This window comes from Comamonas sp. FUJ_7, assembly GCF_057369555.1.
Window position 1 is genome coordinate 57585 of the sequence record NZ_JBXXZI010000008.1, and the last position, 14635, is coordinate 72219.

At 59.4% G+C, this 14635-nt stretch carries 11 protein-coding genes; 3 read left to right on the top strand and 8 right to left on the bottom strand.

Going from position 1 to position 14635, the window contains the following annotated elements; all coding sequences use genetic code 11:
• Window positions 1–103: 103 nt before the first annotated feature.
• Window positions 104–604, bottom strand: coding sequence for a cyclic pyranopterin monophosphate synthase MoaC (moaC, locus tag AC2I9W_RS12985; RefSeq protein WP_486410368.1), 501 nt, complete (start codon window positions 602–604; stop codon window positions 104–106).
• 203 nt (window positions 605–807) lie between these two features.
• Here moaC and AC2I9W_RS12990 point away from each other — a divergent pair, with 203 nt between their 5' ends.
• Window positions 808–2439 (top strand): M48 family metalloprotease, encoded by a 1632-nt coding sequence (locus tag AC2I9W_RS12990; protein ID WP_486410369.1) that lies wholly within the window; start codon window positions 808–810, stop codon window positions 2437–2439.
• On the opposite strand, the gene AC2I9W_RS12995 is transcribed toward AC2I9W_RS12990, so the two are convergent.
• The 3 genes from AC2I9W_RS12995 to AC2I9W_RS13005 all read right to left on the bottom strand — a co-directional run bounded on the left by AC2I9W_RS12995 (window position 2398) and on the right by AC2I9W_RS13005 (window position 4225).
• Window positions 2398–2748 (bottom strand): phage holin family protein, encoded by a 351-nt coding sequence (locus AC2I9W_RS12995; RefSeq protein WP_486410510.1) that lies wholly within the window; start codon window positions 2746–2748, stop codon window positions 2398–2400. The two genes, AC2I9W_RS12990 and AC2I9W_RS12995, sit on opposite strands and share 42 nt — an antisense overlap.
• Window positions 2749–2859: 111 nt before the next feature.
• Complete coding sequence (locus AC2I9W_RS13000; protein ID WP_486410370.1) at window positions 2860–3333, bottom strand: hypothetical protein; 474 nt, start codon at window positions 3331–3333, stop codon at window positions 2860–2862.
• Window positions 3334–3469: 136 nt separating this feature from the next.
• On the bottom strand, window positions 3470–4225 hold the full coding sequence (locus AC2I9W_RS13005; RefSeq protein WP_486410371.1) for a TerC family protein: 756 nt from the start codon (window positions 4223–4225) through the stop codon (window positions 3470–3472).
• A gap of 461 nt (window positions 4226–4686) precedes the next feature.
• On the opposite strand from AC2I9W_RS13005, the gene AC2I9W_RS13010 reads away from it, so the two are divergent.
• Window positions 4687–5109, top strand: a complete 423-nt coding sequence (locus AC2I9W_RS13010; RefSeq protein WP_486410372.1) for a DUF3717 domain-containing protein — start codon at window positions 4687–4689, stop codon at window positions 5107–5109.
• A gap of 40 nt (window positions 5110–5149) precedes the next feature.
• On the opposite strand, the gene AC2I9W_RS13015 is transcribed toward AC2I9W_RS13010, so the two are convergent.
• From AC2I9W_RS13015 to purB, 3 genes are all read right to left on the bottom strand, one after another.
• On the bottom strand, window positions 5150–8416 hold the full coding sequence (locus AC2I9W_RS13015) for a hypothetical protein (RefSeq protein WP_486410373.1): 3267 nt from the start codon (window positions 8414–8416) through the stop codon (window positions 5150–5152).
• Between the two features lie 97 nt (window positions 8417–8513).
• On the bottom strand, window positions 8514–9074 hold the full coding sequence (locus AC2I9W_RS13020) for a YaeQ family protein (protein ID WP_486410374.1): 561 nt from the start codon (window positions 9072–9074) through the stop codon (window positions 8514–8516).
• Window positions 9075–9224: 150 nt separating this feature from the next.
• Entirely contained in the window at window positions 9225–10604 is a 1380-nt protein-coding gene (purB, locus tag AC2I9W_RS13025; protein WP_486410375.1) for an adenylosuccinate lyase, read from the bottom strand.
• Between the two features lie 170 nt (window positions 10605–10774).
• Here purB and AC2I9W_RS13030 point away from each other — a divergent pair, with 170 nt between their 5' ends.
• Entirely contained in the window at window positions 10775–11392 is a 618-nt protein-coding gene (locus AC2I9W_RS13030; RefSeq protein WP_486410376.1) for a glutathione S-transferase family protein, read from the top strand.
• A gap of 349 nt (window positions 11393–11741) precedes the next feature.
• On the opposite strand, the gene glnE is transcribed toward AC2I9W_RS13030, so the two are convergent.
• A complete protein-coding gene (gene glnE / locus AC2I9W_RS13035; protein WP_486410377.1) occupies window positions 11742–14525 on the bottom strand; it encodes a bifunctional [glutamate--ammonia ligase]-adenylyl-L-tyrosine phosphorylase/[glutamate--ammonia-ligase] adenylyltransferase in 2784 nt (927 codons plus the stop codon).
• Between the last annotated feature and the right edge of the window lie 110 nt (window positions 14526–14635).

Genomic DNA, 14635 nt, shown 5'->3' on the forward strand with positions numbered 1-14635 from the left:
TATTGGAATTAGAAAACAGTAACGCCTAGGTTCCTAATTATGTTGATGTTTAAGGCGAGCATGAAACCTGTTCTGGAACAGGTTGCGAGCCGTTTGTCGAGTCTCAACTTTCCTTGCCAATTTCTTGACACATGGCTGTCCAGCTCCCCGACTTCCCCCCCCGCTTCTCCAGCAACCGCACTCCCTCCATCACCATCCCCTTGTCCACAGCCTTGCACATATCGTAGATCGTCAATAAACCAACTTGCACGGCGGTCAGGGCTTCCATTTCCACGCCGGTCTGGCCCTTTAGCTCCACGGTGGCGGTGCAGAGGATGGAGCTCGATTCAGGCTGTAACTCAAATTCCACGGCCACGCGGGTCAGTGCCAGCGGGTGGCACAGAGGGATGAGGTCGCTGGTCTTCTTGGCGGCCATGATGGCGGCGATGCGGGCTACACCCAGAACGTCGCCCTTTTTGGCGCTGCCGGCTTCCACGATGGCCAGGGTTTCCGGCTTCATGGTGATGCGGCCTTCGGCGACGGCGATGCGGTGGGTGGCGGGCTTGGCGCCTACGTCCACCATATGGGCCTGGCCTTGGGCGTCGAAGTGAGTGAGAGAGGACATGGCGTGATTCTTTCCGGCCCCAGATGCGCGTGGCTCTGCGGCTCAAAGTACAGGTGGGATGGAGGGGCTCTTGCGGCTTGACCTGGGTACATCAGCCTGGCAAGTCGCGGTGCCCATCAATCAAGGCATCATAGTAGGGTGTTGAACGGTCGGCATTCAGCTGGGCTGATGCTGGCAATGCCCTGATTGCCATGCCATTTTTGATGCAAAAACTGCCTAAAATCCATACCCTAAAAGCGCTGACAGCTTCTATTTTGATAGCGATTCAGATCGCCTCTCCTGTGGCGAGTACTGCCCAAGCTGCGGGTTTGCCGACCTTGGGTGACGGCGCCTCGTCGATGACGACTGGCGAAGAGCGGCGTCTGGGAGACTCCATCATCAAGGAGCTGTACCGTGACCCGGACTATCTGGATGACCCGGTGCTGCAGGAGTATGTGGAAGGGATCTGGCTGCATTTGCAGGATGCGGCACGCAAAAGTGGTGAGCTGTCGCCAGAGCTGGAAGAGCGCTTTGCCTGGACTTTGATACTGGGCAAGGACAGGCAGGTCAACGCATTTGCACTGCCCGGCGGCTACATGGGCGTGTATCTGGGGTTAATCAGCGTGGTCAGCAGCGGCGATGAGCTGGCATCGGTCATTGCCCACGAAACCAGTCACATTACCCAGCGCCATATCGCCCGCATGCTGGCGCAGCAAGGCAAGCAGACACCGCTGATGCTGGCTTCCATGCTGCTGGGCGCCCTGGCCGCGACACGCAGTCCCGATGCGGCCATGGCCATCATGATGGGCGGGCCAGCGGCGGTGATGCAGAACCAGCTGAATTTCTCGCGTGCCATGGAGAGCGAGGCTGACCGCATGGGCTACAGCCTGATGGCACCTGCGGGCTTTGCCCCACAAGGTTTTGTGAGCATGTTTGGCAAGTTGCAGCAGGCCAGCCGTCTCAATGACAACGGAAGCTGGCCGTATCTGCGCAGCCACCCGCTGACCACCCAGCGTATCGCCGACATGGACTCGCGCATTCCGCCCGGCAAGCGGGTGGCCGATCCCGTGCCCACGATGGAGCACGTGATGATGGCGGCCCGCGCCCGTGTGATCTCCAATTCCGGCGTGGAAGTGCGGCGTCAGTGGGCCACGCTGCCACGTTCGGGCAGCTTTGCCAGTCAAAGTTCGTTGGAGCAGGTGGCGCAGCTGTATGCCGCCACGCTCAGCGCCATGTATTTGCGGGACTGGCCTCTGGCCCGTGAGATGGGGCAGCGCTTGCTGGCCGCGACAGCGGGCAATACGCAGGCCCATATCCAGGCGCAGTGGCTGAATGCCGAGCTGGAATACAAGGCAGACAACCCCCAGGCAGCGCTGGCGGCCCTTCCTTCTCAATCCAGCAAGCCCCCTCAGGAGGCACCCAAGGTGACAGCCAGCGGCAACCTGGCGGGGCCGAGCCTGGCAACGATTGATGTGGTGGAGCGGGTTGCACCGCGCAGGCCCGAGTTGTTGCTCAAGACCGATATCCTGCTCAAGCTCAACCAGGCGGCACCCATGGCCAGCCCTTTGCAGACCTGGGTGGCAGACCACCCTCGGGATGGTCTGGCCTGGCAGACGCTGGCGCGCGTATGGCGCAGCCAGGGCCAGGAAATGAGAGCACTGCGTGCCGAGGCTGAAGCCCAGGTCGCGCACTATGACTACGCAGCTGCGGTGGACCGCTTCAAGGCGGCGCAGGATCTGGCCCGCAAGGCAGGGGCCAAGGCCGATTACTTCGAGGCATCCATCATCGACACACGCTTGCGTGCCGTGGATGAGTTACTCAGAGAACAGCTGCGCGACAAGTCGATCAATAAGTAGGCCCAGCACCGAGTAAATCAGTGCGCCCAGCATGGCGGCCCAGAAGCCTGTGACATGAAAGCCTCCCAGCATGCCGGAGGCCATCCAGAACATCAGGCCATTGATCACAAACAGGAACAGGCCCACGGTGACGATGGTCACGGGCAGGGTCAGCACCACGAGTATGGGCCGGATGATGGTGTTGAGCAGGCCGATGACCAAGGCCGCAATCATGGCCGAGCCAAAGCTTTGTACCTGAACGCCGCTGTAGACATAGGCGACCCCGAGCAGAGCCGCCGCGCAAAGAAGCCATTTGACGAGGATTTTCATGCCGCCCAGCATAGCAGTAGGTGCTGCCTGCGCGCTGGCGCGCTGCCGGCCCATGAAAAAAGCCTTGTGCAGTGGTTACCGCACAAGGCTTTCAAGGTTTGGAGGCTGCTCTTAAATCGAGAGCGAGTCGTCGATCACAAACCCCATCATGGCCGCAATGGCAGCCATGGTGCCGGGCAGATTCCAACGGCCCTCGCTGGCACCTGCTTTGCTGCCTACCTTGGCGGGGGCTGCTTGCATGGCTTCTTGCTTGGGGCGGCGGGCATCGATGATCTGGGCTGGGCCATGCTGCTGCTGCAACTCGGCAACCAGCTCTGTCAGCGGGCCCTTGGCCAAAACAGGGGTGACTTTGCCGCCCGCATTGGCCATGACGGGCAGCAATGCCGCAAACAGCTTGTCAGCCCATTTGCCACGCCAGTTTTCACGAGCACGGTGGCTGACCCACTTGCTCACACGATGGGTCATGCGCGGAGCACAGGCCACCAGCAACCAGTGGGAGGAAGCCGCCTGGCTCGATCCCGCCAGCGCTTCGAGCATGGGCTGGGCGTATGTGGCGTCATCCACGTAAACAATGATGGGATTCAAAGTGCGTCCTTACTGGAACGAAGGTTGAAGAATGCGGCCCCAGGCAGTTGCGTGGGGCCGGCTGGTTTCCAGTTGTGATTCGTGAATGGGGCGGTCAGTTCCCGTCTTTCATCACGAATGCTTGGATTTGCGCGATTTAGTGGGCCGCAGAGGTGGGGCGGCGGCTGGCAATGAACTTGCCCAGAGCCAGCACCAGCAGAGCGCCACCAATGTGAGCGGACCAGTACAGGGCTCTGGAGATTTCAGCCAGACCTTGTGCGTCGGTTGTACCCAGCTTGGGCATCCACAGCCACTTCTCGGTGTTCACGAAGACAGGGTCGGTCACCAGCATGCCGCCAGCAATCCAGCCTAGCAGCATGCCGCCAGCCACGATGATCAGGGGGAAGCGCTCCATCAGCTTGATGACCAGCTGCGAGCCCCAGACGATGATAGGCACCGAAATCAGCAGACCCAGCACGATCAGCAGCATCTGGTGTTCGCCCGAGCTTTGAGCCGCACCGGCAATGGCGATCACGTTGTCCACGGACATCACCAGGTCGGCCACGATGATGGTCTTGATGGCGGCAAACAGCTTGTCGCTGCCTTCGATGTTGTCGTGATCGTCGTCATCGGGAGCAATTAGCTTGATACCGATCCAGACCAGCAAGATGGCGCCCACGACCTTCAGGAATGGCAGCTGCAGCAGCACCATGGCGAAGGCGATCAGGATGATACGTAGGATGATGGCACCGGCCGTGCCGTAGATGATGCCCTTGCGGCGCTGTTCAGGTGGCAGCTTGCGGCAGGCAAGCGCAATCACGACGGCGTTATCGCCGCCCAGCAGAATGTCGATGATGATGATCTGGCCCAGCGCGATCCAGAAGGGCGCATGGGTGAGAAAGTCCAGGTCCATGTGTTTTTTCCTCGTTTTCGAATGTTGTCGCAGCAAGTGTGACGTATGTGCCGCGCTTGCCGCTGATACTAATTGACCATTGCGACGTAAGCCTAAGCACCCATCCGGGCAAGGAAACCTGCCTCGGGGAGTTCTTTGATCGACCGTCACGGGTCCATCAAAGGTCTTGCTCGATTGCAGCATGACTGCAATCCGAATGGCCGGAAGCGTAAAGCTTCGTATTGACGACCAGTTCGCTGCCAGACATGTGCGCGCACAGGCTGGTTGAGCTACTCCCCTTCGAAGGGGGCGATTTCAACACAGTGGGCCAACGATGACAAGGTGCAAAACCCATTTGTTTTCTGGGTTTTTTTCTCGTGCATGTGTCTTGCAGTGCGCTGGCGGGCAGCATTTTTAGCTACTAAAAGTGGAGCAACCTTGTTGAGGCAGCCTTGGCAGTGGCGGCTTATGATTCCTGCTCCATGACTGCCATCCACATCACCGACATCGAAGCTGCCATCAACTACTGGCGAGATCGCTCTCCCTCACCGGATGGCGTGTTGTTGACCCCCGAGGTGCGGGCTCTGGCCCAGGTCTATGGGCTGATGATTTATGCGTGCGAGTCCGAGGTGGCCGTGGAGGGCTTTCCTTCCTATGCCATGGCAGCCTGGCTGACATGGTTTGATACCACACCCGATACGCCCTGCATTGCGATTTGCTCCACCAGTCAGGGCGATGAAAAGTGCAAAGGCTGTGGGCGCAGCTTTGACGAGGTGCAGCACTGGACGGCCATGGAGCCCGCCGAGAAGCGCGTGGTTTGGCGGCGTATCACGGCAGAGGGTGACTCCTGGCGCTTCAATCGCTATGCAGAGCGCGCCGTAGAACATCGAGGAAAGCACTTTTAGCAAGTGCTTTCCTCAGCGGTAGTGCGGCCTTGTTTGCCGCCTATTTCCCTGCCCTCCAGAGGCGTTTGTTCTCCGCACTCCAAATTTCCAGGCCTGCGGCGCTCAGGAGTAACTTGGCGCCTTGAGTTTTCTTCAGTGCTGAATTGCTAGGCCATTGGGCTTTTACCTCTTCACGCAAGGTATAGAAAACGAGCTGACCTTTGGTTTTCTCGAAGGAAATCCGGCTGCCTGGATGATCTTTGATTCCTGCATCCCAGACCTTTTCCTGAGCGGTTAATTGCCCTTCGGCATTGCGCTTTAGATAATAAAGAACGAGGTTGCCATTGTCTTCGCGAATCAGTTTGTAATCCTTGACAACGACCTGGGTCAGTTGCTCCCAGTTCAGTTCGCCGGGTATCCAAGAGTATGTGGCCGGTAGTGAGGAGGCTGGCCGCAAATCGACGGGAAGGCATTCAATAGACGGCGAAGAACCGGCCTTGGTGAAGCGACGCAAGCTCGCTGGGATGAGTGGGCGTGTGTAGTCCGCGCTGAAGATGTTGACCTCTGGCAAGAAGGAAATCTTGACCTTTTTTCCTGCAAGATGCAGGTCAACTCCAGGTTTCAGCTTGGCTCCGGCTTCCAGCTTCAGGTTGACGCCGAATGCTGCGCTTGCACCAGTATTGCTGCAGGCAGGATTGAGCTGCTTCAGTTCATCTTCCGGAAAGTTGCTGGTCTCGAACTTGAACTCATTGACCACGGCATAAAAAGGCACGGAAACGCCCGCAGAGGCCTCGAGCAACTCCTCTGCAATGCCGCGAGGCCCAGCCGTTACCGCCAGTTGTATCCCTGGTGCAAATTCACCGTTGGCCAGAACCGATGCACTGAATTTTTGATAGTGCTTGACCTTGGTCTTGCCGCTGGCGCGCTGGGGAATCTTGATGCCATAGCAGGCCGTGACCTTCCAGACTTTTTTACAGCGAGCTCCCAGATTGATATCCATGTCGTAGAAAAAGCGCACTCGCTCTGCCGCTTGTAGCTCTAGGCCGATGGAGCCCTTGGCGGTAGCCACAATGCCGGCTTTGAGCTTGACCGGAAACACCACACCAGCGGGGCTGGCGCGGTTGAGAAGCAGCGTGATGGTCAGCAAGCTTTTTTTGTCGGTGGTGACAGCGCTGAATCGCTTGAGCTCGGCGGGCGCAGAAGAGGTGCCGTCTTTCATCTGGGCCGCAGCATCGTCGAGCCCGGAAATGGGCGGGACATGGCCATAGCCCTTGGACATGGAAGCGAGTTCTAGGCCGCTGTAGCTGGAGGACGGCAGCCACATCAGTGATGACCAAAACAGCGTTCCGTCGATCTTTGGGGTGGCAACTGATTTGAATGCCTGCTGTTCCCCACCTAGGCCTGCAAAGGCTTTGGCGCCAATGGTCAGATCCACCACGCCTCGGGCATTGCCGGAGATATCCACTGCCGCGAAGGGAAAAACTGGCAGAGGCATCCAGCGTAGGCTGGTACTGCCATAAGGGGTGACTGACAGGCTGCCTTCCAAAGAAAAGCTGCCCATCAGCAAATCGTCCTTGAACTCTATTTTGAGCAAATTGACATTGCAGTCGATGCTGGAGTTGGAGATCAGCTCAGACAAGATCGTGCAGTTGGCTATTTGGGGTGAGCGAGCAGCTGAGGCGAGGGCCTTGCAGTCGGGAGCCAACGGGTTTTGTGCGCAGGATTGCGCCAGTCCTTGCACAGCTGCTCTGCCAGTGGCTACAGAAACTTGTCCAGTGCTGCGCACTAGCTGAAAGCCTTGTGTGCCTGCATCGACCAGATAGTAGCCATGCCCGGCTGAAATGGCTCGCCCCATGCCAGGAATCCACTGCACTTGCCTGCCGGAGTGTGAGCTTGTGCCCCTGGCTGATGCTGTGCGCAGCGCAGGCTGTGAGGGGTCGGCTTGTCCATCAACTTCGATGCTGACGCTTTCGATTTCGTCAAAAGTAGCCATTTCTCCGGAGTCAAAGGCAGTGACTGCGCTGTAGACATCGGCAGGCATGACATCGTCGACCTGAAAGCGCCAAGTGCCGGCACTGCTGCTGTGAATGGCTGTGATGCGCTGCAGAGGGTAACTTCCCATGCTGGCCAGCACGGTCTGGGGGGTGGCCGCATCCAGGGCTGCGCGCACAGCTGCCGAGCTGACGTTGCTGATCGTCACCTCGGAACCGTTGCGCACCATGGAGTAGTTGCCCGGTTGACGGTCCAGCTCGATGACAGCATCAATCCCGTCGGCCAGATCGTTTTCCAACAAGCCAAACTGGGCCCCGACTTCAAGCTCCTGATTGGCAACAATCCTGCAGCGGTTATCACTCAGCAGCTCTGGGCAGGCGGTCCAGCGTACAAACTGCCATCCCTCGTCTGCTACTGCGCTTAGCGTAAAAGTGGCAGGAGCGGCTGTATGTCGCTCAAATCGGTGGATCATGCGGGGGTTGCTGTCATTGAGAGTGACCTGAGGCAGCTCTGCAATCGTGATGCTGCCGCCGGCATCCACATCGATATGCAGACTGCCCAGTGTTGCTCGACTGCGACTGGGGGGGGAGACGCTTTCATAGGGCTCGAAGGCCTCCAGCAGGGCTGCGTCGAGTTGCTCGGGGGCCTGGATATAGGTCTGCTCCAAGGTCATGCCCCCTGACAGGGGGCTGCGCATGGCACTGAGATAGTCGAAGCTCAGACGTTGCAGGTGAGGTTTTGACTCGGGGTTGAAGGCCAGTGCATCGTCATAGTTGACGAGCCCATCCCCAGTCAGATCCGAGCGAATGAACTGCATGGCCATGGCATCCTGATAGTGGCGAATGCGCTCGTTGGTTTGCAGCTCTACATAGTCGTCAGTGCGGCGGCCGATGTAGTCGCTCAAGGGGTTGAGGATGGCGCCAAATTGCTGCAACTGTCTGCCTGTCAGCAGCAGGTGGCCGTAATGAGTAGCGGGGCTGCCATGCGGTGTGTCGATGGAGGTGCCTTCTTGCTGAGCCGCCAGTCTGGCCTCTTCGTTGACCTTGCCTGCGCGAAGCACCAGGAGCTGGTCGGCGAGATCATCTGGGAGCAGTGGCGTTGCCGTTCCTGCAGAGATTGCCGTTTCGGGAAGGTCTCTGTCTGGGAAGTCCACTGCCTGAACGCTTAGAAGGTTCAGTTGTGAGGTGCCAGGAATCTGTGAGACCACGGTTCCTGCAGCAGGTCGGCTGGGGGTGAAGTTTCCGCTATCGTCACTTTCACCGCCGCCGCCGCCACAGGCTTGCAAAAGTAGCGCTAAAAGTGGGGTCAGCCAGTAAGTTTGAACCCGAAATGCCATCGCTCCCATCTCCTTTTTTTGCTGTAGCTGGCAAATGTATCGGGAGCCCTGAGACGGGGGAATCACTGAAATCAGTTAATTTCAGTGAAGAGAGTGCTTATTTCCAGCGGGTGGGTTCGACAAACACCGTGCCGAGGTTGCTGGACAGCGTCAGCTGGCCTTCCTGAATCGTGGCCTGCAGCTGCATGCTGCGCTCGGCCAGAGCCACGAGCTGCTGGGAGACTTCGGAGTCGATGTAGAGCACTTCCAGCTTGCTTTGGCGGTTGACCTTGCCTTCCAGACCTTTCCACCAGACATGGGCGGCGTGGTTGAAGGGGTAGACCAGCACATGGTCGGACTTGTTGCAGGCTTTGGTGATGGGCTTTTCATCGGGCTGGCCGACTTCGATCCACAGGCGCTTCTGGCCGGTGAAGTCGGTGATGTGCACGTCCGGATCGTCCGGGTCGGACAAGCCTACGCCAAAGCCCAGCGTGCCGTCGCCGTTGCACAGGTCCTGCAGCTTCCAGGCGTTCAGCGCCAGGGCCACCAGGCGCACCATCATGCGCTCGTCCGTCTCGCTGGGGTGGCGGGCCAGGGTCAGGTTGTGGTCGGCGTAGTAGTTGTGGTCGATATCGGCAATCGACAGATTGGCTTTGAAGATGGTGGACTTGATGGCCATGGCGGGTTCCGTGGTGGGTTCTGCCCGCAGGCAGTCCTTTTGAAAACTATCAAAAACAAGAGCTGCCAGCGCCAATCAAACTTGGCTTTGGCAGCTCTTTGATGCTGAAGTGCTTGAATATCAAGCGCTAGCAGCTATCGTTTTATAGGCTTAGACGCGCTTGGCCAGCTCCGCAGCCTTGCCGATGTAGGAAGCAGGCGTCATGGCCAGCAGACGGTCCTTGTCGGCCTGGGGGATTTCCAGACCGTTGATCAGGCGGTGCAGGTCTTCGGCCAGCACGGTCTTGCCGCGCGTGACTTCCTTGAGCTTTTCGTAAGCGCCCTGCACGCCATAGCGGCGCATCACGGTCTGGATGGGCTCGGCCAGCACTTCCCAGGCGTGGTTCAGGTCTTCCTGCAGGCGCTCTTCGTTGAGCTCGAGCTTGTTCAGGCCGGTCATCAGCGAAGCGTAGGCCAGAGTCGTGTAGCCAAAGGCCACGCCGATGTTGCGCAGCACGGTGGAGTCGGTCAGGTCACGCTGCCAGCGGGAGATGGGCAGCTTCTCGGCCAGATGCTTGAGCATGGCGTTGGCCATGCCCAGATTGCCTTCGCAGTTCTCGAAGTCGATGGGGTTGACCTTGTGGGGCATGGTGGACGAACCAATTTCGCCAGCCTTCAGGCGCTGCTTGAAGAAGCCCAGGGAGACATAGCCCCAGATGTCGCGCGACAGGTCGATCAAGATGGTGTTGGTGCGCGCCATGGCATCGAACAGCTCGGCCATGTAGTCATGGGGCTCGATCTGGATGGAATAGGGCTGGAAGTTGATGCCCAGGCCCTTGGGCTCGGCGGATTCCACCACGTTCTTGCTGAAGGCTTCCCAGTCGAACTCGGGCCAGGCCGACAGGTGGGCGTTGTAGTTGCCCACGGCGCCGTTCATCTTGCCCAGAATCTTCACACCAGCGATGTTGGCGGCAGCCTTTTGCAGGCGCACGACCACGTTGGCCAGTTCCTTGCCCACGGTGGTGGGAGAGGCGGTCTGGCCATGCGTGCGGCTGAGCATGGGCACTTCGGCGTAGAGGTGGGCCATCTCGCGCAGCTTGGCGATGATGCCTTCCAAGGCTGGCAGCAGCACGGTGTCGCGGCCGACGCGGATCTGCAGGGCGTGGCTGGTGTTGTTGATGTCTTCGCTGGTGCAGGCAAAGTGCACGAACTCGGCGGCCTTCTGCAGCTCGGCGCGGCCGTCGAACTTGGACTTGATCCAGTACTCCACGGCCTTCACGTCGTGGTTGGTGGTCTTTTCGATGGCCTTGATGGCGTCTGCATCAGCTTCGGAGAAGTTGGCGACCAAAGCGTGCAGATAGTCGCGTGATTCAGCCGACAGCGCGGGGAATTCGGCAAAGCCGGCATCCGACAGGGCGATGAACCAGGTCACCTCGACCTGAACACGGCGGTGCATATAGCCGTATTCGCTCATGATGGGACGCAGGGCAGACAGCTTGGCGGCGTAGCGGCCGTCCAAGGGAGAAATGGCGGTGAGGGAGGACAGGTTCATGGTGGTGCAATTGTAGGTGCGCTGCATCAGTCGCACGCCGTGCTGGGTTGCTTCAAGAGGGAATGCACGGTGTGCTTGCGCCCCTGGACTGTGGGTATCGCCGGTAGTGCCTGAGCATAGAATCATCAGGCCGGACCTTCGCCGGCGACTCGCGTCATGGAACGGTTGCTATGAAATTAATAGGCTCCACCACCAGCCCCTTTGTGCGCAAAGTCCGCGTCGTGCTGGCTGAAAAAAAGCTGGACTATCAGTTTGTCGAGGAGAACCCCTGGGAAGAATCGCTCTCGCCCGGGACCGGTAATCCTCTGGGCAAGGTTCCTCGGCTGGAGATGGATGGCACGGAAGCCATGTTTGACTCGCGCGTCATCGTCGAATACCTGGACACGCTCTCGCCGGTCGGTAAGCTGATTCCCGGCACAGGGCGCGAACGTGCCGAGGTCAAGACCTGGGAGGCACTGGCCGACGGAATGCTGGATGCGGCCATTTTGGCCCGTATGGAAGCCATTTGGCCCGGGCGCAGTCAGGAGCAGCGCAGCCAGGCCTGGATGGACAGACAGATGGGCAAAGTAAAGGCCGCCCTGCAAGTCATGTCCCAGGGGCTGGCAGAAAAGCCGTTTTGCTGCGGTGGCACGCATTTGACGCTGGCTGACATCAGCGTTTGCTGTGCTCTGGCCTGGCTGGACTTTCGTTTTCCCGAGCTGGACTGGCGAGCCGATCACGCCAACCTAGAGGCTCTGCTCGCAAAACTGGCGCAACGCCCTAGCTTTGTGAGCACCATGCCACATTGATCTTCACAGCCAATACAAAGAAAAAGGCCACTTGTCAGTGGCCTTTTTGCTGGCATAAAAAAGTTGCGAAGCTTCCCGAAACGAATTAAGAGAGGGAGGGAGGAGAAGCGCTCCGGGGAATTTTCAATGGGTAGACCCAAGGGCTTCGCAACTGTAAATACGGTAGTGCAGGTCTTTCAACTCAGTGCATATGTTCATCTGATGCGACACTGTTGCAGAAGTTCCGGATCCAATGGGTTTCATTTGTGTAACAAATTCGTACTAGCTGTATGCGGCCTTTGATGAGTCTTGCCAGTCCGCCGGCAGTGCGGAACAGGCTCAGTCATGGGTGCACCGTCGAGTGGGAAGCTCAGTGATTGAGAGGTGCAGGGGTGAACACGGCGCTCCAGAGCTTGAGCACGGATTCACGCTGTGCCCTTGCCTGCTCAGGCTCGAGTTGGCCCGAGCGCTCGTCGAGTCTTGCCACGTGTTGCAGGCGGCGCAGCTCGCGGTAGGCTTTGGCGGCGGCATAGCCCACGCCCTGGGGCAGCAGGCCAGCATCCTCAGCCCGTTGCAGCAGTGCAATATTGCCGACGTTGTCAATCAGCTCTCGATGCTCGCCCGAGTGAGCCAGTACTAGGTACTGGACGGCGAACTCCACATCCACCATGCCGCCTGGGCTGTGCTTGACGTCAAACAGTCCGCTGCGTACGGGGTGTGCACTGCGCACACGCTCGCGCATATTCTCAATCTCACTGCGCAGAGCCATGGCATCGCGTGGAGCGGTGATGACGGACTCACGCACGGCATCAAAGCGCTGATGCAGATGGAGGTTGATGGCTGGCTCGCCTGAGGGTAGACGAAAGTCTCGGCTGCCGAGGACAAAGCGGGCACGCGTCATGGCCTGGTGCTCCCAGGTCCAGGCGGTATTGCTGCCGCGCTGCTGCTGGTAGTTGGCATAGGACTCGAAGCTGGTCACCAGCAAGCCGGAGCTGCCGTTGGGGCGCAGGGCGGTGTCGATCTCGAACAGATCGCCTTCGCCAGTCTTCACCGTGAGCCAGTTGATGAGCTTGCGCACATAGGCGGCATAGACCTCGGGGGCGCGGTCATCGTCGTCGTCAAAGACAAAGACGATATCCAGATCGCTGCCGTAGCCCAGCTCCTTGCCGCCCAGCTTGCCGTAGCCCACGATGCCAAAGCGTGGTGTTTCGCGGTGGCGGTTTTTCAGGCGTTCCCAGCACCATTGGGCGGTGACACGCAACACACTGTCGGCCAGTGCACTCAGATCGTCGGCCACTTGCTCGACGGTGATGCTGCCTTCGATGTCTCGAGCCAGAGTTCGGAAGACCTCGGCATGGTGGGCGCGGCGCAGCAGATTGAGCAGGGTCTCGTCGTCGTCCTCGCCCGTGGACTGCAGTGCGGCCAGGCGCAGTGCCAGTTCGCGCTCGAAATCGGCGGCGACAAAGCGCTCTTTGAAAATGGCATCGCTGGCCAGCTCGTCGATTACGCCGGGGTGCTGCTGCAGATAACGGGCAGGCCAGCGCGCAGCACCCAAAAGGTGTAGCAATCTTTCGTGGACAGCCGGGCGCTCCAGCAGCAAAGCGAGGTAGCTTTCGCGGCGCAGCAAAGGTTCCAGCCAGTTCAGAAAACGCTTGGCGGCTTCCTCTGTGGCCTGGCCGCTCTCCACCCACTGCGCGGTGCGCTCCACCAGGCGGTACAGGCGTGCACGGGCCTCATCGCGCAGGCCGGTAATGCGGGCACTGCTGCGCCAGTCTGCGACCTGACCGGCCAATGCCGGAGGCAGCAGCTCGATCATGTCTTCGATTTCTTGAGGCGATACGGTACTGCTGGATGCCTGAGCCGCATGGCACTTGCCATTGCTGCATTGCTGGTTATCGCCGCCGAGCAGGGTATCGAATTCCTGGGCGACCAGTTCGCGGTGCTCATCGAGCTGGTGCAAAAAGGTGCAGGCATCGGCAAAGCCCATGGTGCGGGCAATCCACAGCAAATCATCGTCCCGAGTCGGCAGCACATGCGTCTGCTGATCGTCTAGGTATTGAATGCGGTGCTCTACCTGGCGCAAGAAGGTATAGGCGCTGGCCAGGGCGTCGGCAATCTCCTTGCTCATGAGGTTGGCGCGTACCAGTCGTTGCAGGGCTTCCAGCGTGGGGCGGCAGCGCAGCTCTGGGAACTGGCCGCCACGCACGACCTGCAGCAGCTGCACGATGAATTCAATTTCGCGAATGCCGCCGCGAGAGAGCTTGACATCGTTAGCGCGCTCTGGGTGGCCGGCGCTGCGTTTGGTTGCGTGCTCACGTATCTGGCGGTGCAGGCTGCGCAGCGAGTCAAACACCGCATAGTCTAGGTAGCGGCGGAACACAAAGGGCAGAACCACGCCGCGCAGAGCCTGGACATTGGGTGTTTGAATATCGGCCAGCGGAGCCACGATGCGGCTCTTGAGCCAGGCGAAGCGCTCCCATTCGCGGCCATGGACTTGCAGATACTCCTCCAGGGAGGCCAAGGAGACTGCAGGTGCCCCCGAGTTGCCGTTCGGGCGCAGAGCGAGATCTACGCGAAAAACAAAGCCATGCTCGGTGGTGTCACCAATCAGGCTGAATATGCCTTTGACGGCCCGGCCAAAGTATTCATGGTTGGAGATGACACCGCGGCCGTCGGCCAGGCCCTGGGTGTCGCCGTCATGCTCGTAGACGTAGATCAAGTCGATGTCGCTGGAGACATTGAGCTCGCGCGCTCCCAGCTTTCCCATTCCGATGATCCAAAGCTGTACGGGCTGGCCTTCTGGGCCCAGGGGAGCGCCATGGCGAGCATCCAGCTCGGCCCGAACCTGGGAGCAGGCGCGATCCAGCGTCAGCTCTGCCAGCTCGGTGACCGCCTTGGTGACGATGGCAAGAGGAGCGCTTTGCTCGCAGTCCAGAGTAATGATGCGCTCCATCACCAGCTGGCGCAGTACGCGTAGTGAAGCCGAGAGGTCCAGGCCGCGCGATTGCAGTGTGGCCAGAGCTTGTTCCATCAAGGCCCGATCGGGGGCGCCGGGTGGCAAGGCATCGAACCAGTTCTCATAGCGGCGGTGAAGGCGCTGCACAAAGCGCGAGTACTGGGCCGGGGAAGGAACATTGAGGGCGTTTTCTGCCATGACTTGCTCTGAGGACTGCATGCGGACCGTAAAAAATGGTGTCTGGCATACAGGTAATCAGCTCGGCAACATGTGGTTACCGTAACGCGCTCAGGGGCGCCGGTCATAAT

Coding starts and splice junctions, on each gene's coding strand:
- moaC (WP_486410368.1), bottom strand. CDS start 604: ATGTCCTCTCTCACTCACTTCGACGCCCAAGGCCAGGCCCATATGGTG.
- AC2I9W_RS12990 (WP_486410369.1), top strand. CDS start 808: ATGCAAAAACTGCCTAAAATCCATACCCTAAAAGCGCTGACAGCTTCT.
- AC2I9W_RS12995 (WP_486410510.1), bottom strand. CDS start 2,748: ATGAAAATCCTCGTCAAATGGCTTCTTTGCGCGGCGGCTCTGCTCGGG.
- AC2I9W_RS13005 (WP_486410371.1), bottom strand. CDS start 4,225: ATGGACCTGGACTTTCTCACCCATGCGCCCTTCTGGATCGCGCTGGGC.
- AC2I9W_RS13010 (WP_486410372.1), top strand. CDS start 4,687: ATGACTGCCATCCACATCACCGACATCGAAGCTGCCATCAACTACTGG.
- AC2I9W_RS13015 (WP_486410373.1), bottom strand. CDS start 8,416: ATGGCATTTCGGGTTCAAACTTACTGGCTGACCCCACTTTTAGCGCTA.
- AC2I9W_RS13020 (WP_486410374.1), bottom strand. CDS start 9,074: ATGGCCATCAAGTCCACCATCTTCAAAGCCAATCTGTCGATTGCCGAT.
- purB (WP_486410375.1), bottom strand. CDS start 10,604: ATGAACCTGTCCTCCCTCACCGCCATTTCTCCCTTGGACGGCCGCTAC.
- AC2I9W_RS13030 (WP_486410376.1), top strand. CDS start 10,775: ATGAAATTAATAGGCTCCACCACCAGCCCCTTTGTGCGCAAAGTCCGC.
- glnE (WP_486410377.1), bottom strand. CDS start 14,525: ATGGCAGAAAACGCCCTCAATGTTCCTTCCCCGGCCCAGTACTCGCGC.